This is a genomic window from Streptomyces purpurascens (genome assembly GCF_045040895.1).
Taxonomy (GTDB): domain Bacteria; phylum Actinomycetota; class Actinomycetes; order Streptomycetales; family Streptomycetaceae; genus Streptomyces; species Streptomyces purpurascens.
The window spans coordinates 41,526-65,761 of record NZ_CP108341.1 but is presented as its reverse complement, the minus strand read 5'-3'; the positions used below and the strand labels follow the sequence as shown (position 1 = coordinate 65,761).

Sequence of the window (24,236 nt, the reverse complement as noted above, 5' to 3'; positions counted from 1 at the left end):
TGGGAAGGCGCTGGTCACAGCCACTCGTTGAGGACTGCGACCAACAGGGTCGCCTCGTAGCGGACGGCGAGCTTGTCGTATCTCGTGGCACGGCCCGGTGGCGCTTGAGGCGGTTGATCCCGCACTCGACGGCATGCCGCCCGCGGTAGTCGGTTTCGTCGAACTTCGGGGGCCGACCGCCTCGGGAGCCGAGCTTCTGGCGGTTGCGGACGCGGTCGGCGGGGACTGGGATGGTCGCCTTGAACCCGCGTCTGCGCAGGTAGGCCCGGTTGCGGCGGGAGTCGTCGCTTTGTCGGCTCGCACCCGGTCCGGCCGTCTGCGGGGCCTGCCCGGACCAAGGGAGGTACCCGGACGGCTTCCAGGACCGGCTCGAATTGTGGCGAGTCACCCCGTTGACCGGCTGTGATCACGAGGCTCAGCGGCTTCTGTCCCTGCTCGACGGCAAGGTGGATCTTGGTTGTCAGGCCGCCCCGGGAGCGTCCGAGACCGTGGTCGGCCGGCTCGACGGCAATACCGCCGGGCGGTTCCGTTTGCAGATCCCCTTTTTCGAGGCCCCGGCGGCGTGCTGGTGGGCCCGGCAGACGGTGGAGTCGACATTCACGTCCCAGGTGATCAGGCCTTTCGCGTCCGCCTGAGCTTGGAGCTGAGTGACGATCCTGGCCCAGGTACCCTCGCGCTGCCAGCGCCGGAACAGGTCGTAGACCCGATCCCAGGGCCCGTAGCGTTCCGGCACATCACGCCAGGGAGCACCGGTACGGGTCCGCCACCGGATGCCGTCTATCAGCTGTCGTCGCGTCCACACCGGCGGACGGCCCGGCTTGATGCCCTGCGGCAACAAAAGGCCGGGTCCACTGTCCATTCGTCAGATCACCACGCCCCACAGGGCGTGATCATCCACGACCAAGATCCACTTTCGCAACAGGCCCTAGCCCCGATCTGAACTGAAAGCCCCCTCAACTCATCTCGCAACGATCACAAACGGGCACTCGCCCCTGAAGTTTCCCCGTGATGCTGGACACTCGATGCTTACGCTGCGAGGGCGTGTTCTTGCTCGTGTCGCCGATAGGACACCCGACAAGGATCCCTGTTCGATCCACACGTTCCAAGATCGGTTGAGATACGGCTTCTCACGCGTGTCTCGGGCTCCGTGGGCAGGGGCTGGATGTCGAGTTGTTGGTTGGAGGCCCCGATCCAGCTCGCGTCGATGAACAGTGCTCCATGACCCCCGGAGTTGAAGGGCGAGCATCCCCAGGCGAGCAACCTTTCGAGGGCCGTGGAAGTCTCACCGGAGCACCAGCACACCCGTGGAGGTACGACACATGCCCGAGCCGCCCTCATCCCAGTCAGTCCCGGAACAGTTCCCCAGCGCCCTGGCTTTCTCTTCCCTCCCCCCCTGGGGCCGAGCACCACGTTCATCGCCTGCCTGCACCACGCGGCCGCGGGGCCATGCCCGGCCGGCTGCCTCTCGCCGCATGCTCGCGGCACCGTTAAGACCGACCACTTGCGTTCAAGGAAATTCATGATGGGAAACGGCAACAACGGCTTCTCCGAAGCAGGGCTGCGCCGACTGCGCGAGGTACTGGAAGCGCATGTGGAGTCCAAGAAGATCCCCGGACTCGTCGCCCTGGTCGGCTGGGGCGAGGAGACCCATGTCGAAGCGATCGGGACGATGCGCCACGACGGCGGCGCGCCGATGCTCCGGGACACCATCTTCCGGATGGCCTCCACGACCAAGCCGGTCGCGGTCTCCGCGACTATGGTCCTGCTGGACGAGTGCCGGCTGCGACTTGACGATCCGATAGATGAGTGGCTGCCGGAACTGGCCGACCGGCAGGTGCTCAAGCGGCCCGAAAGCCCGCTGGATGACACCGTCCCGGCGCAGCGTCCGATCACCGTACGGGACCTGCTCACCTCCACCTGCGGGCTCGGACTGGACATGACGGCGAAGGACGCCCCGATGATGGGCGCGTACTTCGAGCAGAAGGTCTACGGCGAGAACGGATGGATGCTGCCGGCTGTGGAGCCGGATGAGTGGATGCGCCGCCTGGGCACGCTTCCGCTGATGTACCAGCCCGGAGAGCGGTGGCTGTACAACGTCAGCGACGACGTGCTCGGGGTGCTGGTGGCCAGAGTCACCGGCCAGCCGTTCGAGTCGTTCCTGCGCGAGCGCATCTTCGATCCGCTGGGGATGAAGGACACCGGGTTCCATGTGCCCGCCGACAAGATTCACCGGCTGCCGCCCCTGTACGCCCCCGATCCCCAGACCGGCGAGTTCACCGTGGAGGACCCGGCCGAAGGCGGGCACCACAGCAAGCCTCCGGCGTTCCCGTCCAGCGGCGGCGGACTCGACTCGACCGCCGACGACTACCACGCCTACTTCCGGATGCTGCTCAACAACGGGATGCACGGCACCGAGCGGATCCTGTCCCGGCCGGCCGTCGAGCTGATGACCGGCAACCGCCTCACGCCCGAGCAGCTGGCCGCCCGAGCCGCCTGGGCCCGCAATGTTGTCCATTTGGCACACGGCCAGGGGCAGCACGGTGGATGGGGCTTCGGGATGGCGGTGCGCACCTACAGAGGTGACTACGCGCCCGTCGGCCAGTTCGGTTGGGACGGCGGAGCCGGCACCACGACCTACGCAGACCCGGACAACCAGCTTGTCGGCATCCTGCTCACCCAGACCGGGATGTCCACCCCGGACTCGGCACGGGCCATGCACGACTTCTGGACCACCCTCTACCAGGCAATCGACGGCTAACCGGCCTACCTGGTCGAGGTCGCTCCCGGCAGAAGACCTCGGCCAGGGACATCGATGAGCGCCAGGCCCCAGCCACTCCAGCATCTACCGGGCGTTGGCCGAGCACGAGAAGACCCAGGCGTACCGGTGGCTTCGTTGATTTGTAAGGGTTCTGGCTCAGCTTCTGTGGCCAGTGACGGAGAGCTACTGGGCTGTTTCTTTCAGATCATCGGATCGTTGGTATGGGTGTGTCGTACTGACGCCCAGTGGGCCCGTATCGAGTCGTTGCTGCCGGACCGGACCCCTCGGCGGGGTGGGCGGTGGCGTGATCACCGGCAGGTGATCGACGCGATTGCGTTCAAGTACCGCACGGGCACGCCGTGGATGGACCTGCCCGAGCGCTTCGGCTCGTGGAAGGGCGCCCACAACCGGCTGCCGAAGTGGGCCGCCGACGGCACCTGGGGGAGAGTCTTCACCGCCCTGCTCGCCCAGGCCGACGCCGAAGGCGACCTGGACTGGGTCGTCGCGGTCGACTCCACGATCGTGCGTGCACACCAGCACGCCGCCGGGGCCCGTCAAAAGGGGCCCCGGCCGGCGAGCCGACAGACCATGCCCTCGGCCGCTCCCGCGGTGGGCTGACCACGAAGATCCACCTCGCCGCGGACGGTCGCTGCCGACCGCTGGCGTTCGTCATCACGCCGGGCCATGCCGGTGACGCACCCGCATTCGAGCAGGTCATGGCCCGGTTGCGAGTGCCCGGACGGCTCGGCCGCTCCAGGGTCACGCCGGACGTGGTCCTGACCGACAAAGCGTATTCGTCCCGGGCGATCCGTCTTCATCTGCGGCGGCGGAAGATCCGGCGGTGATCCCGCAGCGGGCGGACCAGGCCGCAAACCGCAAGCGGTGCGGTCGGCTCGGCGGCCGTCCCCCGGCCTTCGACCGTGAGACCTACAAGCAACGGAACACCGTCGAGCGGTGCATCAACAAGCTCCAGCAATGGCGCGGCCTGACCACTCGCTACGACAAGACGGCCACCGTCTTCCTGGCCGGGCTCCAACTCGCCGCCATCTTCATCTGGTCAGCGCGGTGATCCGAAGGTGTAGGTGCGGCCGTCCTCGTCCTTCAGGGTCCAGCCGTCGAGGTTGACGCTGTGGCGGCCGGTGTTGGTGATCTCCACCCATTCCCGGTTCAGGGAGCGGTTGGAGCGGCCGTCCCGGCCGGGGGAGTCGTACTGGACGTCCGAGATCTTCACCTCGGACCGCGCGGGGCGGGCGTGGTCGGTGGCGGATGCCGGCAGCGTCACTACCGAGACGAGAGCGCCGGCGGTGAGCGCGGCGGCGGCGAGACGGCGAGCGGTGACGGAAGCGAAGGCGGACAAGAGGTCCCCTTATGGTGCGGACACCCTTCCCTGGGGAGCCGCTGCGGGCTGCCCGGGGGAGTGGGTGTGGTGTGCGTCGGCGGCCGGCTGGCCGCGCACGCCCTCTGTCCACGCCATGGAGAAGCTGTGGGGAAGAGATGACCGTTGTTACTTGGTGTCCACTTTTCTATGACTCTCACATGCAATATCCATCTATGCCGCCCGTGCACGATGTTGACGCACCGGCAGTCTGAGAGGCCTTGCGTACCGGCACAGCGCGGTCAGTGAACCGCTGACTCTCTGAGTGCGGCGTTACGAAACCAGCGATGGATGCCGTGTGACAGGCAGGGCCGACTGATCCTCGACGATTCGCTCCGCCTGGCTGATCTCGGCCCAGACGGCGTCGAGAGACAGGCCGAGGGTGTCGGCGATCGCTGCGATGGTCGGAAAGGCGGGGGTGGCCACACGGCCGGATTCGATCTTCCGCAGAGTTTCCGGCGAGATGTGCGAAGCGAGCGCCACGTCCAGCATCGAGCGGCAGCCCCGGGCTCGGCGGAGCAGGGCGCCAAGGCGCTGTCCGCGTTCTACCTCGGCGGGGGTGAGCGGCGACCTGACCATGACCCCATTTTAATACCGGTACAGTTAGACCGGGATAGTTATTGGATGTACATGAGAGGCCCCCATGATCGAGATCCTGAACTCCGCGCGGCTTGAGCGGGCGAGGGACACCGGCGCCCTGGTCGGAAACATCCTGCACACGCTGAAGCAGCGCAGCACGGTCGGGACGAACCTGCTGGACATCGACCAGTGGGCCAAGGAGATGATCACCGAGGCGGGAGCGCAGTCCTGCTACGTCGACTACGCGCCTTCCTTTGGGCGCGGCCCGTTCGGGCACTACATCTGCACGGCCGTCAACGACGGAGTGCTCCATGGGCTGCCTCACAACTACACGCTGGCAGACGGGGATCTGCTGACTCTCGACCTCGCCGTAGCCAGGGGCGGGGTGGCCGCGGACGCCGCGATCAGCTTTCTGGTGGGCAAGGCCAGGCCGGCGGAGAGCGTCGCGATGATCGAGACGACCGAACGTGCACTCGCCGCCGGCATCGCCGCCGCGAAGCCTGGGGCGCGCATCGGCGACCTCTCCCACGCCATCGGCACGGTCCTGAGCAAGGCGGGCTACCCGATCAACACCGAATTCGGAGGCCACGGCATCGGCTCGACCATGCACCAGGACCCACACGTCGCGAACACCGGACGGCCCGGCCGCGGATACAAGCTGCGCCCCGGACTGCTGCTCGCCCTGGAGCCCTGGGTCATGGCCGACACTGCCACACTCGTCACCGACGCCGACGGTTGGACGCTGCGCAGCGCGACAGGCTGCCGGACCGCGCACAGCGAGCACACCATCGCCATCACCGACAGCGGAGCCGAAATTCTCACCCGACCGTAAGGGGGGTAGCGCTGAGGTAAGCCCAGAGGCCGCCCGTTGTTGATCTTGAGGGCCGGAAGCGGCCCCAGATCGTTTCATCATGATCACCCCAGGTGGGCCTCCGGACAGCGGGGTGTTGTGAGCGACCACCTGTGAAACATCCACGCCCGGCCCATCGGTGGGACCGAGGGCGCCTTCCATGCACGTCTCAGCCCATACGCATCCGAACGCGCTCACACGACACCGTCCGCCTCGCCCCAGCGGCCCTGCGCTGGTCTCGCCGGAGCCGACCTGGGTGGCATCTGTCCCGGGGGGGGGGGGATCATCAGATCCAGGTGGGCACGTGCGCCTTGGTGTAGCGGGCGCCGAAGCCGCCCTGAGGCAGGATCTCGTCGATGGCCTTGAGGTCGGCGTCGGTGAGGGTGAGGTCGGCGGCGTCGGCGTTTTCCTCGATGCGCTTCGGGCTGCGGGTGCCGGGGATGGGCACGATGTGCTTGCCCCGGGTCAGGAGCCAGGCCAGGGCGAGTTGGGAGACGGTGGCACCCTTGGCCGCCGCGAGCTCGGCGAGCCGGTCGACGGCTTCGACGTTCTTCTCGAAGTTGCCCGGCTGCCAGCGCGGGTCGACGGTGCGTATGTCGGTGGCTTCGTACTGGCCGGCGGGCTTGGCGGTGCCGGTGATGAACCCGCGGCCGAGGGGGGAGTAGGCGACGAAGCCGATGCCGAGTTCATCCAGGACGGGGAAGAGCTGCTCGACGTCCCGTTCGAACAGGGAGTACTCGGTCTGCAGGACGGATACCGGCTGCACGGCGTGCGCCCTGCGGATCGTCTCGGGTCCGGCCTCGCTGAGGCCGAAGTACTTCACCTTGCCCGCGTCGATCAGCTCCTTGACGGTGCCCGCGACCTCCTCGATGGGCACCTCGGGGTCGACGCGGTGCTGGTAGAAGACGTCGATGTGCTCCACGCCGAGGTAGCGCAGGCTGTTCTCGGCGACCTTGCGGATGTTGTCGGGCCGGCTGTTGACAGGGCCGCCGATCTGCTCCGGAGGCACCGACATGTCGACACCGAACTTGGTGGCCAGGACCACGTCGTCGCGGAAGTCCCTGACCGCCTTGCCGACCAGGGTCTCGTTGGATCCGGTGCCCCAGCCGTACATCTCGGCGGTGTCGAAGAAGGTGACGCCCAGGTCGTGCGCGCGGCGGAGGGTAGCGACGCCGGCCGCCTCGTCGGTGGGTCCGTAGGCCATCGTCAGGCCCATCGCGCCGTAGCCGATCGCCGAGACCTCAAGGCCCTGGCTTCCCAGTGTCCGATGCTGCATGACGCACTCCTCTGAAAGAAGCTGAAAGGTGTTGTTTGCCGGACCGTTGTGTCAGTGCGTTGCGGCGGTCAGTCCGGCACGGTGGATGCGGGTGTGCTCGGCGACGCGTCGGCCGAGGTGGCGAGCGGTGTTCATGTCTGCGTCGTCGACCGCGGGGGTGTCGTTGAAGCTTTGTGCGCCGGCGCCGAGGTAGAAGCCGAGGCGGTTGTCGTCCTGGGGGCTGGATGTGGTGGTGTTCCAGCCCGGCAGGAGGTCCAGGCTCACCCAGAGCATTCCGTGCTGGGCCGCCAGGAGCGAGAGGTACTGCAAGGTGTGCAGCTTGTCGCCGCTCATGGAGCCGGAGTTGGTGAATCCCGCCGCGAGCTTGTCGCTCCAGGCGCGGGTCATCCACCGCTTGCTGCTGGCCTCGGCAAAGGCGTGGAACGCCCCCGACGCGGTGCCCATGTAGGTGGGGGTGCCGAAGATGATGGCGTCCGCGGCGTCCATCAGTTCCCAGTCGGCGTTGCTGAGGGAGGCGACGTCCACACGGTGGACGTGCGCCCCGGCGACGGAGCGCGCGCCGTCCGCGACGGCCGCGGCGATCTGCGCGGTGTGGCCGTAGCCGGAATGCGACGCGATGACGATCGAGATATCGGACACGGGTGTTCCTCTCCTGCCGCGATGGCGGCGTGTTCGGTGGTGGTGTCGGCGGACGACGAACTGTCCGCTGCGGCGGTCGGCCGCACTGCTCCACGCGTGGGACCGACGGCCCCGGCCGGGTTGCGGCGCATGCCCGGATCTCGCGGGCCGGCGCCGACCATCATCAGCGTGGATCGTCGATCCGCTCTAAACGGTAGCATCGATAAGGCGGCGATACGCAAAATAAGGTATCGTTGTTCCATGAACGAGGGACGACGCGCCGCGCGGCGCCAGGCGCTGCAGGTGGCCGCCAAGCTTTTGGAGGAGGGCGGCAGCGAGGCGGTCTCCACGCGCGCTGTCGCCGCAGCCGCGGGCATCACAGCCCCCGCGCTGTACCGGATGTTCGACGACAAGGACGGACTCCTGGCCGAGCTGGCCGCCTACGGATTCGAGATGTACCTGGCCGAGAAACGGGAGGCGCTGGCGCTGACCCCAGACGACCCGGTAGCAGACCTCTACCGCGGCTGGGACCTGCACGTCGACTTCGGAGTGCAGCACCCCGCGTTCTACATGCTCATGTACGGCACTGTGCAGCCCGGGCGGCGGCCTCCGGCTGCGGACGAGGCGCACGCCCTGCTGGTGAGACTGCTGGGCCGGGCGGCCGACGCCGGGCGCCTTCGGGTTCCGGTGGCGCAGGCGACCCGCGTCATCCACGCGGCGACAACGGGCGTTACGCTGGCGCTGATCGGCGAAGAGCCCTCGGAGCGGGACCTGACCACTTCGACACGGCTGCGGGACACCGTCATCGCCTCGATCACCACGGACTCGCCCGCCTCATCCGGGTCGGACCTGGCCTCGCGCGCACTCGCCCTCGATGCCGCACTTCAAACCGCGCTCACCGCCGAGCCCCCGGCCGCGGGTGCCGGGGTGCCCCTGCGAGACACGGAGACGGCTCTGCTGCGCGAATGGCTGCAGCGGCTGGCGGACTGAACCGGCCGCGTGCACCGCAGCAGGTGGGCGCAGTCGGTTACGACACCCGCGCGGTGGGCGTCCAGTCGCAGGGGCAGGCTGCAAGGGGCTTTGGGGGTGTTGGTACCCCCGGCTGTCCGAAGATGCGCAAGGGCGTCGAGATCGGCAGGTTCCGTGGGCGCTTCGGCTTCGGCGGATCCAGCCAGCCCCCGAGGCCCCAGCGCGTTTGCCGGTGGCTTTCTGGGGGTTGTCGGTGAGCTTGCGAAGATGGGGGCGCGCCGAGCAGGTCGCAAGGCTGCGGTGCAACTGGCCCGCGGTGGGAATGTGCCGCTTTGTTGCCACCCGCCTGGAGCGAACGCATCCGGTCTCCATCGGGACCCGGGATCGCTCTTCCCTGTATTCGCCTGCCCGACAGCGCTGCGGAGCGCCTTACCCGGGCAGGCCCCGCACCAGCTGGCCGGATGGTCATGACAGCCATCCTGACAGTGGCCCTCGCCCCCGCCCGTTCTTCGGAGCTTTCACCCTTGCTCGTAGAAGGCTCGCCCTCTTCGGGGCAAGGGTGATGCCGGTGAGCCTGGGACCACAGATGCGGAAGCTTCTTGCCGATGAGGCTTTAGCGGAAGGTGTTGTTCATGAGGCAAGAGAGGAGGCCAGTGATGGACTGGACGCTTGGTGAGGAATTTGAGACGCCTGAAGGGGTGGTGCGGTGGGGGACCTTGGGTCGCGGAGACCCGATCGTACTGGTGCACGGCACGCCGTATTCTTCCTTTCTTTGGCGGGACATCGCTCCGGCCCTCGCCCGCACCCGCAAGGTCTTCTTCTTCGACCATCTCGGCTTCGGCCAGTCGGACCAACGCGAGGGCCAGGACCTCAGCCTGGCGGCTCACGCGAGGAACTTTGCCCGGCTCCTCGACCACTGGGAGCTGTCCGACCCCAGCGTGGTCGCCCACGACATCGGCGGGGCAGTGGCGCTTCGGACATTGCTGCTGGAGGAGAGGAGCTACCAGGATCTGACCCTCTTTGACGCGGTGAGCGGTGGCGAGTGGGAGCGAGGGCTCTTCCAGCTCTTCCTGGAGCACGAGGAGGTCTTCCAGAAGCTTCCGGGTTACGCGCACGAAGCGCTGGTCGCCAGCCACCTGCGGCACGCCACGCACGTCGGCCTCCGGCCGGGAGTTCTCGATGCGTTCCTCGCACCGTGGCGAGGGGACTCAGGGCAAGCGGCGTTCTACCGTCAGTACAGCCAGATCAGGCAGGCGGACACGGTCACGTACGAGCACTTGCTGGGCGGTATATCGCTTCCGGTGCGGCTCGTCTGGGGCTGCGAGGACCGCATTCTTCCTCCGCAGTACGCCGAGTGGTTGCACGAACGCGTTCCGCACGCTGAGCTGCACTGGATCGAGGGCGCCGGCCACCTTCTCCAGGAAGACGCGCCGGGCCAGCTGTTGGCCTGCCTGACAGCCGGTTTCCCCTCAGCCTGAGCCGCGGTGCGCGCGGGGGTGGCTCGGCGGACCGCACGCAGGGCTCCTCGGGCAACGGGTCGTCCCCGCGCCCGCGGTGGTAGCTCCGGGTCCTTGCCCCAGCCCTTCAGCCGCTGGATGCCGTCCCCGCGTCCGCGGGGGTAGCTCGGCCCGGGCCGCGGTCGGCCAGGGTGGGCACCCGCAGCGCTTTCTTCGGCCGGGGCACCATGGTGAAGCGGCGGGTGTGGTAGGCGGATGCGACCGCGCCGCCGCGCGAGCGGCAGGGCGAGCCGGGCGGCGCGTCACACTTCGGACAGGCGTGCTGTTCGACGTCCTCGGCGTGCAACCGGTCGGCTGGGGAGGGCTGCTGAGGGTCCGTCATGGGCGCGGATTTTCGCACGATGCAAGTCTCAGAAGGGGGTCCATCCGGCTTTGAGTGAGAACGGGTTCTGTGAACGAATCCGGGGTCGGCGGGGGTCCGGCGGCAGATGATTGATCTTGCTCGCGCAAAGGACTGTTTGTGAGGGCCGGGCTGTCGAATTCGCTTAAGCAGGCAGGCCGCCTGCGAAGGCGGTGATGGCGTCGGCGAGGGCGTGGGGGCCGGTGAGGAAGGCGTCGTGGGCTTCGCCGGGGATCTCGACGAGTCGGGCGTCAGGCAGGGCCTGGTGCAGGCGGCGGGAGACATCGGTCAGCCAGCGGGGGCTGAGTTCGCCGATCACGAGGAGCGTCGGGATGTCGAGGGCGGCGAAGCGGGCGAGGTCGTCGCCGAAGCTGTCCATCGCGCGCATCTCGCGGGCCCACGTCGGAGTCATGGACGCGCGGATGGCCCAGAACGGGGTCTGGCGGAACTCCTCGATGGCTTCCTCGGGGAACTTCAGGAAGTTCCGCAGCCCGAGGGTGAGGGCCTGGCCGAGGTTGCCGGCCTGGACGGCCTCCTCGAAGGGGGCGAGGGCGTCGCCGCCGACGGGGCCGCCCAGCGGGATCGGGGGCTCGTAGAGGATGAACGCCGCCGGGGGCTGGTGCAGGGCGTGGGCGAGGGTGACCAGTCCGCCGTAGGAGTGGCCGAGCAGGATCGCGTCGGGTCCGGCGAGGTCGAGGACGGCGGCGATGTCGTCGGCCTCCCGTTGGATGGTGTGCTCGCCGTTGTCGCCACTGGCGCCCCGGCCGCGGCGGTCGATCGCGTAGGTGGTGAAGCGCGGGGCCAGCAGGCCGGCGAGGGTCTGCCAGTCCTGGGCGGCGTTGAGGGCGCCCGGGGAGACAACCAGGGGGCGGCCCTGGCCGGTGATCGTGACGGCGATCTTTGTGCCGTCGGTGGAGGTGACGTGGGCCTGGCGGGGAGCAGGGGCAGTCATGGTCTTCTTCCTTATGTCGCGCTCTCGGGGAGAGATACGGCGCGGGCGGCCGGTCCGCCCGAGCGGCCTTGCCGGCGGTACGGCGGGGCGCCGCCTCCCTCTGCACGGTAACATCGAAACGATGCACACATCGTTTCGATGTGAGAGGCTGGGGTCATGCTCGAACTCGCGATCCTCGGTTTCCTCGCCGAAGGCCCCCTGCCCGGTCACGAGCTGCGCCGCCGCATCACGCACCTGACCGGCTACAGCCGTCCGGTCAGCGACGGCACCCTCTACCCGGCGATCAACCGGCTGACGAAGGCCGGGCTGATCGAACGGCGCCCCGCACCCGAGGCGGGCGGCGGCCGGTACGTGCTGAACCTGACCGCGGCAGGACGCGAGGACATGCTGCGGCGACTGCGGGAACCGGCCCAGTACGAGATCACCGACTTCTCCCGCTGGTTCGTGATCCTGGCGTTCCTCTCGCTGCTGCCCGACAGCGCCGAGCAGCACGCCGTGCTGCGCCGCCGCCTGGACTTCCTGGAGGCCCCCGCCAGCTTCTTCTACGACGGCGACACACCGCTGCGCGCCGAGCAGCTCACCGACCCTTACCGGCGCGGCATGCTGCTCACCGCCCGCGCCATCAGCCGCGCCGAGCGCGCATGGCTCCACGAGGTCCTGGACGGCGACGGCATCCGAGGAGCGGACGAGCAGCCCCGCCCTCAGACCCACACCCGTGACCGGAAGGACTGAACATGCTTGCGTCCTGGTACGACCAGCAGGGCCCGGCCGCCGAGGTGCTCCAGCTCGGTGAGCTGCCCGACCCCACCCCTGGCCCCGGTGAGGTCCGTGTCCGCGTCACCGTCTCCGGCGCCAACCCCGGCGACACCAAGAAGCGGCGCGGCTGGACCGGCTCGGCCATGCCCTATCCGCGGGTGATCCCGCACAGCGACGCCGCCGGCATCGTCGACGCCGTCGGCGACGGCGTCGACGCGCGCCGCGTCGGGCAGCGCGTGTGGTTGTACGGCGCCCAGTCCTACCGCCCCTTCGGTAGCGCCGCCCAGTACACCGTCGTCCCCGGCGACCTCGCCGTCCCGCTGCCCGACCACCTGCCCGACGACCTCGGCGCGAGCCTGGGCATCCCCGGCATCACCGCGCACCGCGCCGTCTTCGCCGACGGCCCCGTCGACAGCAAACTCGTGCTGGTGAACGGTGTCCTCGGCGGGGTCGGCTCGCTGGCCGCCCAGCTCGCCCGCTGGGGCGGGGCCACGGTCATCGGCACCGTCCGACGCGGCACCGACCTTGACCGGGTCGACCCCGCGGTCGTCACCCACGCCGTCGCCCTCGACTCGGGCGACCCTGCCGCCGCGATCCGCGCCCACGCACCCGACGGCGTGGACCGGATCATCGAGGTCGCCCTGTCCGACAACGCCGACCTGGACGACGCCGTCGCCGCGAACGGCGCCATCATCGCCGCGTACGCCACCCGCTCCGACCGCACCGCGATCCCGTTCTGGACGTTGCTGTTCAACAACGTCACCCTGCGCCTGCTCGGCAGCGACGACTTCCCCGCCGAGGCCAAACGCCAGGCCGCCCGCGACCTCACCGCCGCGGCCGCCGTCGACGCCCTCACCGTCGATGTCGGCGCCCGCTTCCCGCTCGCCGGCATCGCCAAGGCCCACGACCGCATCGACGCAGGCGGCCGCGGCCGCGTCCTGATCGACATCCCCCAGTAGAGAAACTCTGGCGCGATCTCCTCAGCCGCACAGCTGAGCACGAGGGTGCTGCGGGCGGGGTGGACGTGCACGGTGCTGCAACCCCGCCTCGCCCTTGGCCCGGCCCTCACCGGCCCGGCGCCTCACCCCGGTCAACGATCCAGCCACCCGCTGGCGAAGCCAAGGTACAGGTCTTCAGGATGCCGCCCTGGACGGGCAGTGTCGTATCCCATGGTCCGCGCCTATGTGAACCAGTCACTCGGTCAGGGCACGGCTCGCTGCGTTGATGTACGTCTTGATGGCGTCGGTGATGAACGCGCGGCTCCTGTGAGGGCTGAGGGCCTGGGCCTGGAGCTGCTCGTACATCACGCCGTAGTGCTGCACGTCCGACGGTTTCTCCAGGTAGACATCGCTGGTGAACCGTCCCACGTACACAACTGTCTCAGGGCTGCCGGCGAACTTCAGGATGGAGAACTGTCCTGACAGGCCCGGGTGAGCGCCCACGGTGTCGGGGAGGACCTGCACGGTGATGTGCGGCTCGGCACTGAGCGCGTTCAGGTGCTCCAGTTGTTCGCGCATGATGTCGGGGCTGCCGACGACGCGGCGCGGTACCGATTCGTCCAGGACGACCCACAGGCGCAGCGGGCAGGCCGGGTCGTAGATCCGGTGCTGTCGGCGCAGCCGCACCCTGAGGAGCGTGGCGGCTTGGTCGGCGGTGAGCGGGGGGAACGTTTCTTCGATGACGGCTTGGGCGTAGGCGGGGGTCTGCAGGAGACCGGGGATCACCATGGGCTCGTAGGCATAAAGGGTGGCGGCGTCTGCCTCCAGGCCGATGTAAACACTCTGGGGGATGTCGCCGTATGCGTGCCACCAGCCCTGTTGTCCGGATTCCTTGGCCATCCGCATGAGCGAGTCGATGACCTGCTGGTCCGTCACTGCGTAGATCGCGCACAAATCGCGTACATCGCGGGGGCTGATAGCGCGGCGGCCGTTCTCCAGGAGGCTGATCTTGGGCTGGGAGACCATGAGCCGTACGGCCGCTTCGGTGCTCGTCAGTCCACTGTCCTGGCGGAGTCGGCGGAGCTCGGCTCCCAGACGACGTCTCCTGACGGTGGGGTTGATGTTCGCCGCCACGAGCTGTGTACCTCCGTCTCGAAGTCACTGTGCGGACCGGAGGTTGTCATGGGACAAGGATTGTTGATCGCGCGCCATGCCGTCGTGATGACAGGCAGCTGAAACGGACTGTGACTTCGTCATGTGCCTCGCGGCAGGAACGCCAGGCGTTCTACGGGGTCGAAAACAGGCACTCACTGCATGGCGGACACGCTCGCGTCAACAATCAGCCCGCTGCGTAGCCCTGCCGGGCTGACGCAGCGACACAGTGACATCAATCGGCTCTCAGCGACGAAGCCAGTCTGTCGCGGGCTGGACTCTCGGGACCTTCAAGTGACGCTCTGCGCGTAGGTACAGCGGATCCACAGGAGGGCCGGGTCCTACGGGTCAGTTTGTGCTGCCGAGATACGAGTCAAAGGGGCCAATGCGTTGATCTTGAAGCTCCGGTGACTGCTCAGCTCTGCTGTCCACCACCCGCAGTCCGGACCGGGCCGGGGAACTGCGGGCCGTGGGCGTCGACCATCCCCTGGCCGACAACGGCACCATCGCCGACCAGGTGCGCGAGCTGATGCCGGACGGCGTCGACGCCGTTCTGGAACTGGTGGGCTGCTCGGTTCTCGCCGACACCTTCCGCACCGTGCGCCGCCACGGCACCGTCTGCTTCACCGGAGCCCTGGCGGGCCAGTGGACGATCCCCGACTTCACCCCGTTCATGATTCCCAACGGGGTGCGGCTGACCAGCTACGCGGGCGGGGCCACCGACCTTCCCGCGCAGGTGTTCCAGCAGCAACTGCAAGCCATCGCCGCCGGGCGGCTCAAGGCCCCGGTCGCGAAGGTCTACCACGGCCTGGAGCAGGTTCGCGATGCCCAGGCCGACGTCGAGGCCGGCACCACGCCGGGCAAGCACGTCGTGCTGCTCGACGACTGAGAAACACACCCATCCGCGCCGGCCGGAGCCAGCCGGCGGCATGCACGAAAAGGAGACTGTCATGGGCGTCAACAAGGAAGAAATCAGCAAGACCATCCTGGCACTGGAGAAGTCCTTCAACGAGCGGTGGAGCGTCGGCGACAACCGCGGCTACCTCGACAACTACGCCGAGGAGATCAGCTACTTCGACCCGATCGAAAAGGACCTGGTCGTCGGCCGTGACGCGGCCGTCGCCCACATCGAGGCGATCTACTCCAACCCGCACATCGTGCGCAACGAGTACCTCAACCCCGTCGTGCACGTCAGCGACGGCGGTGACTTCGCCGTCCTGGCCTACAACCTGAACACCTACGTGCTCGACGACAACAGCAACGAGCGGCAGCTGCGCGCCTGGAACGCCACCGAGGCATACCGGCTGATCGACGACGAGTGGCGCATCGTGCACTCCAACTGGGCGTTCGCCCAGACCGCGACAGGCGCGATCGCGTCCTGACCGGGGATCCAAGGTGACGTACCCCGGCCAGTAAGCAAACGATCGAAGGAGGCGGCCGGCCCTGGCCCGGCCTCCGCTCCGGACGCGATCAAGGCCGTGGCGGCCGTGGGGATGCGGGCTTGTGCCGCGCCCGCCTCACATGCCGGTCCTGGCTTCGCGGGCCGCGAAGGCGGCCGGGGGGAGACCGGTGTGGCCACGGAAGAAGCGGCCGAAGTTCGCGGGATCGGTGAACCCGAGATGGACTGCCACAGCCCGGGCGTCCCAAACGCCACCTCCCAACAGGCGCCGGGCTTCGAGCAGCCGCCGCTCGTCGATGACCTCACGTACCCCCTTGCCGGTGGCGTCCCGGGCCGCGCGGCTGAGGGTACGAACCGAACAGCCGAGCAGCCCGGCATAGTCCGCAGCCCGGTGCAGTTCCCGGAAGTTCAGCTCCAGGGCGTCCACGAACCGTGCGTACGTGACCCTGCGGCCCGTGCCGCCCGCCAAAGCGCCGGTGGAGGTGACATCCGGGGAATTGGCGAGGCGCAGCAGCAGCGATTCGAGCAGGCTGCGCCGCAGGGCGTGGTGGACATCGAGCCGACGGCGCCCCAGTGCACGATGCTCGTCCAGGAGCTGGAGCGCCGTCTGCCTCAGCCAGGCCGCGTCATCGGGGTGCGGGCTGAGAACGGCAGGGGCCTCGTGCGCGGTGACCGGGGCCAGCAGGCGGGCGGCGTCGGACGTCAGCACGTCCGGCTCGAACAGGATGAACAAGCCGCGGGCGGCGCCCGGCGGATGCCAGCACTGCGCGTGCCCGGGACGCACCCACAGCCACTGGCCGCAGGCAACGGTCCGCGTGACGTGGTCGACATCGTGGAGCAGCTCACCCTCGGTGACGAGGATCAGGTAGTGGAAAGTGGCACGGCCCGGACGGGGTGGATTCCACGGCCAGTCGTCGTGCTCGGCAAAGAAGTCCTCGACAGTGCTGACCTTGAGGCCGTACGGAGTGCCGACCGGGGGCGAGAAACCGTACAGCGGAACCGCGGCCTGCCCGCGGCGTCCGACAGAACGCCTGGGGTGTCGCTTGTCGACCATCACGTGTCCGCAGCTTACGCCCGTTTCGCCCGCTTCAGGGAAAAGGATGGGGCGTGCCGTCCGCGTCCGTGGCCGACGCCCCGGCCCGCCACTACCCGAGAAAGGAAACACTCATGAACGGATCGACCCTGCAGACGTTCGCCGCCGAGTGCGCGGAGGAACTTCCCGGAGCGCAGCTGGAGCATCCCTTCGGCCCGGACTGGGAGGTCTTCAAGGTACGCGGCAAGGTGTTCATGCTGATGACCGAGGTCCCCGGGCGGCCCGTCGTCATCCTCAAGGCGGACCCCGGCGAGGCCCATGCCCTGCGGGAGCAGTACAGCCACATCACCCCCGGTTACCACATGAACAAGAAACACTGGATCACCCTGGAGAGCGGAGAAGGCATCGACAAGGAGCTCGTCAGGGAGCTCGTCACCGACTCCTACCGGCTCGTCGTCGCCCACCTGCCCAAGGCCGAGCGGCCCGTCGACCCGCACACCTACGGCACCAGCACGCAGGCGGCCCAGTGAGCGCGGCCGGTGACCGCCTCCAGGACACCGCCCGCAAGGCGGCCCTCGCCCTCCCCGACGTCAGCCACGGCCGCCCCTTCACCCCCGAATTCGACGTGTACAAGGTCGCGGACAAGGTGTTCCTGACCGTCACCGACGACCCGGACGAACAGATCATCACGGTCACAATTTCAGAGGGACACCTACGCCGTTCTGCCAGCGGCAGAACACCGGCCGGACCGGGCTCGACGATCACTACAGTCCAGTCTCATGACGACGATTACGACGCGTACGGTCGAGTACCCGGCAGACGGTTTGACGATGATCGGGCACCTCGCGCTCCCGGCCGGTGTCGACCGTCGGCCCGCAGTGCTGCTCGGACCAGAGGGCATGGGGCTCAGCGACGTCGAGCGCCGCCGGGCCGATGCTCTCGCCGAGCTGGGATATGTAGCGCTGGCCTTCGACCTTCACGGCGGGCGCTATTTGGGTGACCCCGAGGAGATGCTGGCCCGTTGCATGCCACTGCTCGCTGATCCCGACCGGATGCGGCGCATCGGCCACGCGGCACTCGACGAGTTGCGCACCGAGCCCCGGACCGACCCCGACCTGATCGCCGCCATCGGCTACGGCACCGGGGGCGCCATCGCGCTGGAACTCGGGCGAGGCGGCGTCAACCTGCGCGCGATCGGGACAGTCAACGCAACTACCACGGGCCGACCGGGCGAGGCAGCGCGCATCCGCTGCCCGGTGTGGGCCGGGGTCGGATCGGAAGACCCGATCATGCCGCCCGCGCAACGAAACGCGTTCACCGCTGAGATGCAGGCCGCGGGCGTCGACTGGCGCCTCGCGATCTATGGCGGCGCCTTGCACGCCTTCCACCACCCGCCGGTCGACCACCCCGTGGTCCCCGGTGTCGGCTACCACCCACAGCACGCGCAGCGAGCCTGGCGCGATGTCGTCGACCTGCTCGCCGAGTGCCTGCCCGTGACGGAGGACCTGGGGGCATGACCCAGGCAGGCATGGATCTGTAACGAGACATCGACGCCGAAGAGGCCCTCGCCGGAGCCGGATGGGCGCCGCTCATCTGCTGCATCGGCTCGATCGAGCCGACACCGCCGGGCGACAACCAGGGCCAACGTTGCTTGATACGTCACTAGTGATCACCAACCTCCGTTGGCACAGGAAATTCGCCAACGGTGTCTCGCAGATGCCAGGGGCGGGCCGTCGTCACGGGTGGTGCCGCCATCTCCCCGACCTGCTTGGCGCCCTGCGATTCTTCGGTTCCATCAGCGACCCGTGCGGGCCAGGCTGCGAGCTGGAAACGTGCCGGACGGTCTTCGTGTCGTCCGACTCGGCATTCGTCGCCGGCCTTGCCAGGGCCTTGTTCATTCGGTGGCCAGCGCCAGAGCCCGGCGGGCTTCCTCGGTAGTGGTGGAGGGCTGGTTGCGCTGCCGGGCATGGCCGAGGACGGCCCGGACGAAGCTCTCCACCCCCCGGTGAACCGTGCGCGCTTGGCCGGGTCGTCGCGGTCGTCGATGGTCTCGGCGATCTCGCCGAGCCAGTACGCCGCCCAGCTGTCCAGGACGAGGCCGTCGCGGTGTTCCAGGAGCAGCTGGCCGATCTGCCGGGCGAGGGGGGGGAAGCGCCGCTCCTGCACGAGCAACAGGGCCCGCTCGGCCCGCTCTTCGGTGACTACGCGTTTCTCATGTTCACGAGCGACCTCGGGCGTTCTGCGCTCGCCGGGCTCGCGGACCTGCTCGGCCTTCAGCCGCCGCGCCTTCTGGTACGCACCCTGCTTGGAGCTCACGCACAGTGCCTCGGTGAATATGGGTCCAGGGCGCCCCGGCGGCCCTGCCGTCCTCGATCGCCTTCAGCTGCCCGGCGTCGGCCTGCTCGCGCACGTACTGCCACAGCTTCGCGCGCACCACCGCGGCCTCACCCACCACGTTGACCGGGCTATCCTCCGGCTGCTTCAACCTGCCAGCCCACGTCTGCGCGCGCTCCAGCACGAGGAACAGCTCCTCCGAGGCCGGGAACCGCTCCAACGCCGGATCCCCGCCCAACTCATGCGGCTCCCGCAGCCGCTTCACGATCCGACCGGTCTTGATCTGCCCCAGACGAATCGGCGGGCGCTTCGACAGGGGTCTCGCGGCCGTCTTCGAGCTCTTCCTCACCACACCCGAAGTCTTCGCCACCACCCGGTTCCCCATCCAAGGGCTGTCCCGCAAAGATCTTGGCCTCGAGTGCGAGGCAGCCTGTAGCGCTGCTGAAGTGCTCAGCCGGTGGTTCGTGAGGTGTTCAGGGACCGGGCGTAGTCGGCGAGTGCGCGGAAGTCGTCCTGCCTTAGCCCGATCCGCGGGTTGATGTGGTGGAGGAGCCCGGGGCCTTGGTGGTGGGCGGTCACGTACGTCTGATCCAGCTCGCTCTGCTCGTCGTCCACCCAGGCGAAAGGACGGCCGCCTGCGTAGTCCACCAGCGGCCCGGTCTTCCAGTGGACCCCGTCAGGGCGTTCCTGGAGCAGGGCGTCGCCAAAGTCGACGAAGGGGAGTTCCGGAAGGCCGAGGACCGGTGCGATCCACCGGTTGGTGTCGTCCATCCATGTGGTGGCCCAGCACAGCTCGAAGTCGAGCTGGAGCAGGATTCGTCCGTGCTCTGGGTTGAGCCAGACACGTAGGGGACGTCGTCGGGACGAGAGGCCCCTGTCGTCCTCATGGGCATCGTTCCGGGGGACTCTGAGTGTGGTGTAGCCGTCAGGACGCCTCTCCGGCTTGGCCGCGTAAGGGTTGAGCGGCCCGTCCACGTCGAGGAACAGCAGTGGTCGGTTCACGGTTTCCCCCGGGTCGTGCGCACTGTGGACTGCCCCGATCAGCGTACCTGTGGGATCGCCTCGGCATTGGGCCAGCCCGAGTGATGATCATGGTGTGGCGAGTGTGATCACGGCATCGGAGCCGTCCTGGATAACCCCGTTCGCGGGGCTGAGCCCGCGCTGTTTCGGCAAACTGCTGACCACGCTGCGGCGCGATGGAGCGGAAGTGGTCCACCGAGGCCGACCGTGGAGCCTGCCGCCGGAGGACCGGGTGTTGCTGGTCACGGCCTACTGGCGCACCAATCTGACGTTGCGGCAGCTCGCTCCGCTGTTCGGCGTCTCGAAGGCGACGGCCAGCCGAGTCATCAACCACTTCGGACCCCTGCTGCACTCCAGCCCCGCAAGCGGTTCGCCAAGGAGACTGTGCTCATCGTGGACGGCACCCTGGTGCCCACCCGCGATCACACGATCGCCGAGCGGTCGAAGAACTACCGGTACTCCACCAACCATCAGGTCGTCATCGACGCCGACACCCGCCTGGTCGTCGTGGTCGGCCGGTCACTCGCAGGGAACCGCAACGAGTGCAAGGCATGGGAGGAGTCCGGCGCCAAGGATGCCGTCGGGAACACAGTCACGATCGCCGACGGCGGCTGCCCGGGCACCGGACTGGTGATCCCGCATCGTCGTAAGCATGGCCAGAGTGAACTTCCGGACTGGAAAGAGCAGTACAACAAGTCCCACAAGCAGGTCCGAGCCCGCATCGAGCACGCCTTCGCCCGCATGAAGACCTGGAAGATCCTCGCGAGTGCCGCCTCAAAGGCGACGGCGTCCACCACGCCATGCTCGGCATCGCCCGGATGCACAACCTCGCTCTCGCCGGAGAGGCAAGCGGGCCGCACGGCGGCTCACCATGGCCGAGGCGACTTCAAGATCTTTACGCGACAGCCCTTACCTGGTGTCCGTCTCCCCGACCTCGACGAGTTGCAGACCCGTGGCGTGCTCGGAGTCCACCGCGCGTCCGACTTCACCCGCGCCTTCCACATGGCCTACAGCATCCCGCCCAAGGACTACCGTCACCAAGCCCAGCACATTACCGAGTGAACGCATCGCCAAGTAGGTGTGCACTGAGTGCTAACGAAATTCCTACGGTCGCCATGTACTTTGATAAGCGCGCTGGCGAACGGCACCGACATCAGAATTCTCGATGCCGAAAATAGGCGCCCACTCGTATACCTGTTCCCATTCTCGACCAATCCAGGGTATTTGCAATGACACGCACCAAACAAATTCTGCGCTCTATCGTCACAGCGACTGCCATCGCAGGAAGCCTTGTTGCCGCAAATCCGGCGGGCGCCCAAGGTGACATCCTCACGGCAAAGTCGCTGAACGAAGGCCACGCATCTGCGGTGGCGGTGGCACACGGCACCGGTCTGCCGCTCGATACTCAGCCTGCCTCCGCTGAGGCCAGCTGCGCCGCCGGGAAAATCTGTACCTGGAAACAGCAGAAATTCAAGGGCGCCAAGACGAGCTACACCAAGACCCCGGGTTGCTTCGGCCCTGACGACCTCCCGCGGACAGTTTCCAACCAGAGCGGGCGTCGCATTTCCATCTACAGCGGAGCGAGCTGCACCGGACAGAAGTTCGATCTCAAGACGGGTACCTATTCGGACACGACCCCGTTCAATGTCGTCAGTATCGCAGTCTGGGGTCCCTGACGGGGTTGTTGGCAGCGTCGGCATCCCTGGCCTCAGTGAATGGCTGCTGCGCCAGTCGGGCGGTCCTGTGCTCATCGCCCCAGAAATTGCCGGGCCGAGTCTCCGGTGTACTTCCCCGGGTGTCCCCGCAATTCGCGGGGACACCGGTCATCGCCCCGTGCAGCCCGGCCGTCATCCGTTCGGGAGGACCCTCGTGTCCCCAAGTCTGATGCTGTAGCGAAACGTTAATCGGGATTGCCTGCGCGGGCCTCCGGTAGCTCAATGCGGGCATAGTGCAGCAGATCTGCGGCCGCAGGCGGGTGCGCCGCCCGGTCGGGACCTCGGCCTGCCATGTGAACGCGCGACCACGCGGTCAGCCACGGCTCAAATCCTGGGCCCGGGGTTCCTGGGCTGCCCTCCCAATCGGTGGTCGCTCCAGTCGATGCCGTCGTCGTGCTCCTTGCTCGACGCGAGCCCGAGGAACCCGAGAAGGGGAGCTGCGATGAGGATGGCCCCGCACAGGCCGCCGATCGCCACGTACGCCGCGGCGGCGATGACGGCCCAGAACAGGATGTCGCACGCGATCCGCGCCCACAGCGGGAACGGGGCGCGCCACGCGTGGTAGCGGCGGTACATGCGCACGAGCTTGCCGGAGGCGCGCTTGGACCGGCCGGCCTTTGTCTGCCGAGCCTGCACCTTGGCGATCAGCCGTTCTGGCGGGCGACCTCCTGCTCAGCCCTGCCTACGATCGGCGCATGAGTGCGTGGAATCAGAGCTTGGATGCTGCGGGGATACGGGAGCCGGAACTCCGGCAGGATTACAGCGCCCAGCGGGAGTCAGTCGCGCGTTTTAGACGTGCCTCATACCTTGCGACCCGTCTGCTGTTGCCGAAAGCGGTGCTGCCCCATGTGGTGGCGGCGACGGCGGTGATGCATCACGGGGACAACCTGCTGGACACCGGACCGAAGCCACAGCGAGTCTCGGCGTGGGCGTCGTGGGAGCAGGAGATGCGCAAGGCGCTGGACAGCGGGGTGAGCGACGATCCGCTGATCCGTACGCTGCTGAACACCACGGCGGCGTACCCGCGGCTCCGGGAGGTGGTTGAGGAGTACTTGGCCACCGCCACCGCCGAGCTGGAGTTCGCCGGCTTCGCCACCGAGGCCGACTACCAGGAGTATGTGGACGCCTACTCGCTGCCCGCGTTCATGCTGGTCGCGTCCCTGCTGAGGCCGGAGCGCGACGACGGGGACTTCCGGGCCGGGTGCCGGATGCTCATCGACGGCAGCCAGCGGCTGGACTTCATCAACGACCTCGCCGAGGACCTGGCGGAAGGGAGGCTGGGCATCCCGACGGAAACGCTGGCACGCTTCTCGGTTACGGAGAAGGACCTCGCGGAGGGGCGCGAATCGCCAGGCGTACGGGAATTGGTGGAGCGCCAGATCGAAGCGGCGCGCACCTCCCTGCTGACGGCCAAGGAACTGCCCGCCCTGACCGCGAACCGCAACGGCGTGTTGTTGGAGGCAGTTGTCGAGATCGAGCTGCTCACTGCGGACGCGGCGCTCGCGCATGGCGCCCGGCTGCTGCGCGGATCCGTATCACCGCCGATGGTGGGCTCGCTACGAGTGATGCTGGGCGCTCGTAGAAAGGCTCGCAGGCAGGGCTGAACCGTCCTGTGTCCTCGGGACTTCGGATTGGACGCCACCAACTTCAGGCAGCGTCCGCCCGGAAGCTGGCCGGCGAACGTGGAACGCGTGCAGGCCATGGCCGTGCTGCGCCGCACCAAGGAGGCCGCGTCTCATATCGAGAACCTCGTCGCCGACGGCAATGCCGACCATCTCTGTTCGGCCCCTGGCCGACTGTCTACGGGTGTACATAGGCCCTATGGCGCTTCTTTCGCGAAGTGGGCGGCTTCATGGGCCGGGTTCGATGTCCGACGGTGGCGGGCCTTCTCCGGCTCGCTGCCGCAGTCACGGTCCGGGCGCTACCGAAGGGTGGATTCAAGCAGCAGTTCGCTCAGATCCGCCGGCATGGTGATCATGCAGTCGTGCCCGGTCGGCAGTTCCCGTATCCGTGCTGGGGAGCCGTTGGGCTGTGTCGCGGGGACGGGCCGACGCACGATGCCTTCCGGCGCTGCGCCGACGCAGTGGATGTGCGTGCGCGGAATGGAGTCCACGGCAGGGTTGTCCAGCCGGACTGGTTGCCGCAGGCAGCGCACTGGCTGGTCGGAGAGCGTCGCACGCAGCCATGCGACGTCCGCCGGGTCGGTGACTCCGAACAGGCCGAAGGGCGGAGGCATCTCGGGCAGCGGCGGGATGCGCCAGCCGTTGTCGGACTTGGCGGCCAGGTCGATCAGGTTCTGGGTCATGGGCTGCACGTCGACGGCGGCCTCGCCGTGCTCCGGGACCATCGCGTCGAGGTACACCAGGTGCGCGATTCGTTCCGGTACCTCGTTGGCCACGGACGAGACGACCAGCCCCGCGTAGCTGTGACCCACGAGCACCACCTCGGTCAGGTTCTCCTCGTGGATCAGCTTGAGGACGTCCGCGACGTGCGTGTCGAGCCCCACCTCGGGACCGAGCAGGTGTGCCTTGTCGCCGTAGCCGGTCAGTGAGGGTGCGAACACGCGGTGTCCGGCCGATTCCAGCAGCGGGACCACCCGCTCCCAGCACCGGCCGCTGTGCCAGGCGCCGTGTACCAGCAGAAAAGTTGACATGA

The 24,236-nt window shown here is 68.1% G+C and carries 23 protein-coding genes and 5 pseudogenes; 14 read left to right on the top strand and 14 right to left on the bottom strand.

All coding sequences use genetic code 11. The annotated features are described in order from the left end of the window. Positions 1-14: 14 nt before the first annotated feature. Positions 15-881, bottom strand: a pseudogene (locus OHU35_RS00330) (IS5 family transposase). A gap of 641 nt (positions 882-1,522) precedes the next feature. Between OHU35_RS00330 and OHU35_RS00325 the strand changes: the two are divergent. Then, positions 1,523-2,758 carry a serine hydrolase domain-containing protein gene (locus OHU35_RS00325; RefSeq protein WP_405509142.1) on the top strand — a complete coding sequence of 412 codons (1,236 nt, stop codon included), beginning with the start codon at positions 1,523-1,525 and terminating at the stop codon, positions 2,756-2,758. 216 nt (positions 2,759-2,974) lie between these two features. Further along, positions 2,975-3,827, top strand: a pseudogene (locus OHU35_RS00320) (IS5 family transposase). Positions 3,828-3,830: 3 nt separating this feature from the next. Here the strand turns inward: OHU35_RS00320 and OHU35_RS00315 are convergent. Together OHU35_RS00315 and OHU35_RS00310 are read right to left on the bottom strand one after the other, a co-directional pair. After that, positions 3,831-4,115: pseudogene (locus OHU35_RS00315) on the bottom strand (lamin tail domain-containing protein); the annotation flags it as partial. 291 nt (positions 4,116-4,406) lie between these two features. Next, on the bottom strand, positions 4,407-4,712 hold the full coding sequence (locus tag OHU35_RS00310) for a helix-turn-helix domain-containing protein (RefSeq protein ID WP_405504091.1): 306 nt from the start codon (positions 4,710-4,712) through the stop codon (positions 4,407-4,409). A gap of 64 nt (positions 4,713-4,776) precedes the next feature. Between OHU35_RS00310 and map the strand changes: the two genes are divergently transcribed. Further along, positions 4,777-5,544, top strand: a complete 768-nt coding sequence (gene map / locus OHU35_RS00305) for a type I methionyl aminopeptidase (RefSeq protein ID WP_359896185.1) — start codon at positions 4,777-4,779, stop codon at positions 5,542-5,544. Between the two features lie 304 nt (positions 5,545-5,848). On the opposite strand, the gene OHU35_RS00300 is transcribed toward map, so the two are convergent. Both OHU35_RS00300 and OHU35_RS00295 read right to left on the bottom strand, forming a co-directional pair. Continuing rightward, complete coding sequence (locus OHU35_RS00300; RefSeq protein WP_405504089.1) at positions 5,849-6,838, bottom strand: aldo/keto reductase; 990 nt, start codon at positions 6,836-6,838, stop codon at positions 5,849-5,851. A 51-nt stretch (positions 6,839-6,889) separates the two neighbouring features. Beyond that, positions 6,890-7,477, bottom strand: a complete 588-nt coding sequence (locus tag OHU35_RS00295) for a flavodoxin family protein (RefSeq protein WP_189730864.1) — start codon at positions 7,475-7,477, stop codon at positions 6,890-6,892. Positions 7,478-7,717: 240 nt separating this feature from the next. Here OHU35_RS00295 and OHU35_RS00290 point away from each other — a divergent pair, with 240 nt between their 5' ends. Continuing rightward, on the top strand, positions 7,718-8,446 hold the full coding sequence (locus OHU35_RS00290) for a TetR/AcrR family transcriptional regulator (protein ID WP_189730865.1): 729 nt from the start codon (positions 7,718-7,720) through the stop codon (positions 8,444-8,446). Between the two features lie 635 nt (positions 8,447-9,081). Next, a complete protein-coding gene (locus OHU35_RS00285) occupies positions 9,082-9,903 on the top strand; it encodes an alpha/beta fold hydrolase (protein WP_405504087.1) in 822 nt (273 codons plus the stop codon). Between the two features lie 106 nt (positions 9,904-10,009). On the opposite strand, the gene OHU35_RS00280 is transcribed toward OHU35_RS00285, so the two are convergent. Together OHU35_RS00280 and OHU35_RS00275 are read right to left on the bottom strand one after the other, a co-directional pair. After that, the gene (locus OHU35_RS00280) at positions 10,010-10,264 is read right to left on the bottom strand and encodes a hypothetical protein (RefSeq protein WP_405504085.1); all 255 of its coding nucleotides are present in this window, start codon (positions 10,262-10,264) and stop codon (positions 10,010-10,012) included. Between the two features lie 163 nt (positions 10,265-10,427). After that, positions 10,428-11,234, bottom strand: a complete 807-nt coding sequence (locus tag OHU35_RS00275) for an alpha/beta fold hydrolase (protein WP_405504083.1) — start codon at positions 11,232-11,234, stop codon at positions 10,428-10,430. A gap of 156 nt (positions 11,235-11,390) precedes the next feature. Between OHU35_RS00275 and OHU35_RS00270 the strand changes: the two genes are divergently transcribed. Together OHU35_RS00270 and OHU35_RS00265 are read left to right on the top strand one after the other, a co-directional pair. After that, positions 11,391-11,966, top strand: coding sequence for a PadR family transcriptional regulator (locus OHU35_RS00270; RefSeq protein ID WP_189730871.1), 576 nt, complete (start codon positions 11,391-11,393; stop codon positions 11,964-11,966). Positions 11,967-11,968: 2 nt separating this feature from the next. Further along, positions 11,969-12,949: an NADPH:quinone reductase gene (locus OHU35_RS00265; RefSeq protein WP_405504081.1), complete on the top strand. Its 981-nt coding sequence runs from the start codon at positions 11,969-11,971 to the stop codon at positions 12,947-12,949. A gap of 234 nt (positions 12,950-13,183) precedes the next feature. On the opposite strand, the gene OHU35_RS00260 is transcribed toward OHU35_RS00265, so the two are convergent. Further along, positions 13,184-14,062 (bottom strand): helix-turn-helix domain-containing protein, encoded by an 879-nt coding sequence (locus tag OHU35_RS00260; protein ID WP_405504079.1) that lies wholly within the window; start codon positions 14,060-14,062, stop codon positions 13,184-13,186. A 433-nt stretch (positions 14,063-14,495) separates the two neighbouring features. Here OHU35_RS00260 and OHU35_RS00255 point away from each other — a divergent pair. Together OHU35_RS00255 and OHU35_RS00250 are read left to right on the top strand one after the other, a co-directional pair. After that, a pseudogene (locus OHU35_RS00255) lies at positions 14,496-14,969 on the top strand (zinc-binding dehydrogenase); the annotation flags it as partial. Positions 14,970-15,030: 61 nt separating this feature from the next. Further along, the gene (locus OHU35_RS00250; protein WP_405504077.1) at positions 15,031-15,462 is read left to right on the top strand and encodes a YybH family protein; all 432 of its coding nucleotides are present in this window, start codon (positions 15,031-15,033) and stop codon (positions 15,460-15,462) included. Between the two features lie 135 nt (positions 15,463-15,597). Here the strand turns inward: OHU35_RS00250 and OHU35_RS00245 are convergent, their stop codons facing one another. Beyond that, a complete protein-coding gene (locus OHU35_RS00245) occupies positions 15,598-16,536 on the bottom strand; it encodes a helix-turn-helix domain-containing protein (protein WP_405504075.1) in 939 nt (312 codons plus the stop codon). A gap of 110 nt (positions 16,537-16,646) precedes the next feature. Here OHU35_RS00245 and OHU35_RS00240 point away from each other — a divergent pair, with 110 nt between their 5' ends. Both OHU35_RS00240 and OHU35_RS00235 read left to right on the top strand, forming a co-directional pair. Continuing rightward, a complete protein-coding gene (locus OHU35_RS00240; protein ID WP_189730879.1) occupies positions 16,647-17,042 on the top strand; it encodes an MmcQ/YjbR family DNA-binding protein in 396 nt (131 codons plus the stop codon). 249 nt (positions 17,043-17,291) lie between these two features. After that, positions 17,292-18,029: a dienelactone hydrolase family protein gene (locus OHU35_RS00235; protein WP_405504073.1), complete on the top strand. Its 738-nt coding sequence runs from the start codon at positions 17,292-17,294 to the stop codon at positions 18,027-18,029. Between the two features lie 145 nt (positions 18,030-18,174). Here OHU35_RS00235 and OHU35_RS00230 read toward each other — a convergent pair whose 3' ends face one another. The 3 genes from OHU35_RS00230 to OHU35_RS00220 form a co-directional block, all read right to left on the bottom strand. Beyond that, a complete protein-coding gene (locus OHU35_RS00230; protein ID WP_405504071.1) occupies positions 18,175-18,828 on the bottom strand; it encodes a hypothetical protein in 654 nt (217 codons plus the stop codon). Next, the gene (locus OHU35_RS00225) at positions 18,731-19,216 is read right to left on the bottom strand and encodes a hypothetical protein (protein WP_405504069.1); all 486 of its coding nucleotides are present in this window, start codon (positions 19,214-19,216) and stop codon (positions 18,731-18,733) included. Before OHU35_RS00225 ends, OHU35_RS00230 begins: the two co-directional genes overlap by 98 nt. A gap of 80 nt (positions 19,217-19,296) precedes the next feature. Continuing rightward, positions 19,297-19,848, bottom strand: a complete 552-nt coding sequence (locus OHU35_RS00220) for a hypothetical protein (RefSeq protein WP_405504068.1) — start codon at positions 19,846-19,848, stop codon at positions 19,297-19,299. Between the two features lie 94 nt (positions 19,849-19,942). Between OHU35_RS00220 and OHU35_RS00215 the strand changes: the two are divergent. Beyond that, positions 19,943-20,708, top strand: a pseudogene (locus OHU35_RS00215) (transposase); the annotation flags it as partial. Between the two features lie 387 nt (positions 20,709-21,095). Beyond that, positions 21,096-21,542: a peptidase inhibitor family I36 protein gene (locus OHU35_RS00210; protein WP_405504066.1), complete on the top strand. Its 447-nt coding sequence runs from the start codon at positions 21,096-21,098 to the stop codon at positions 21,540-21,542. Between the two features lie 363 nt (positions 21,543-21,905). On the opposite strand, the gene OHU35_RS00205 is transcribed toward OHU35_RS00210, so the two are convergent. Next, entirely contained in the window at positions 21,906-22,217 is a 312-nt protein-coding gene (locus OHU35_RS00205; RefSeq protein WP_405504064.1) for a hypothetical protein, read from the bottom strand. 59 nt (positions 22,218-22,276) lie between these two features. Here OHU35_RS00205 and OHU35_RS00200 point away from each other — a divergent pair, with 59 nt between their 5' ends. Next, a complete protein-coding gene (locus OHU35_RS00200; RefSeq protein WP_405504063.1) occupies positions 22,277-23,185 on the top strand; it encodes a squalene/phytoene synthase family protein in 909 nt (302 codons plus the stop codon). 317 nt (positions 23,186-23,502) lie between these two features. On the opposite strand, the gene OHU35_RS00195 is transcribed toward OHU35_RS00200, so the two are convergent. Then, positions 23,503-24,234: an alpha/beta hydrolase family protein gene (locus tag OHU35_RS00195; RefSeq protein WP_189730893.1), complete on the bottom strand. Its 732-nt coding sequence runs from the start codon at positions 24,232-24,234 to the stop codon at positions 23,503-23,505. Positions 24,235-24,236: the final 2 nt, after the last annotated feature.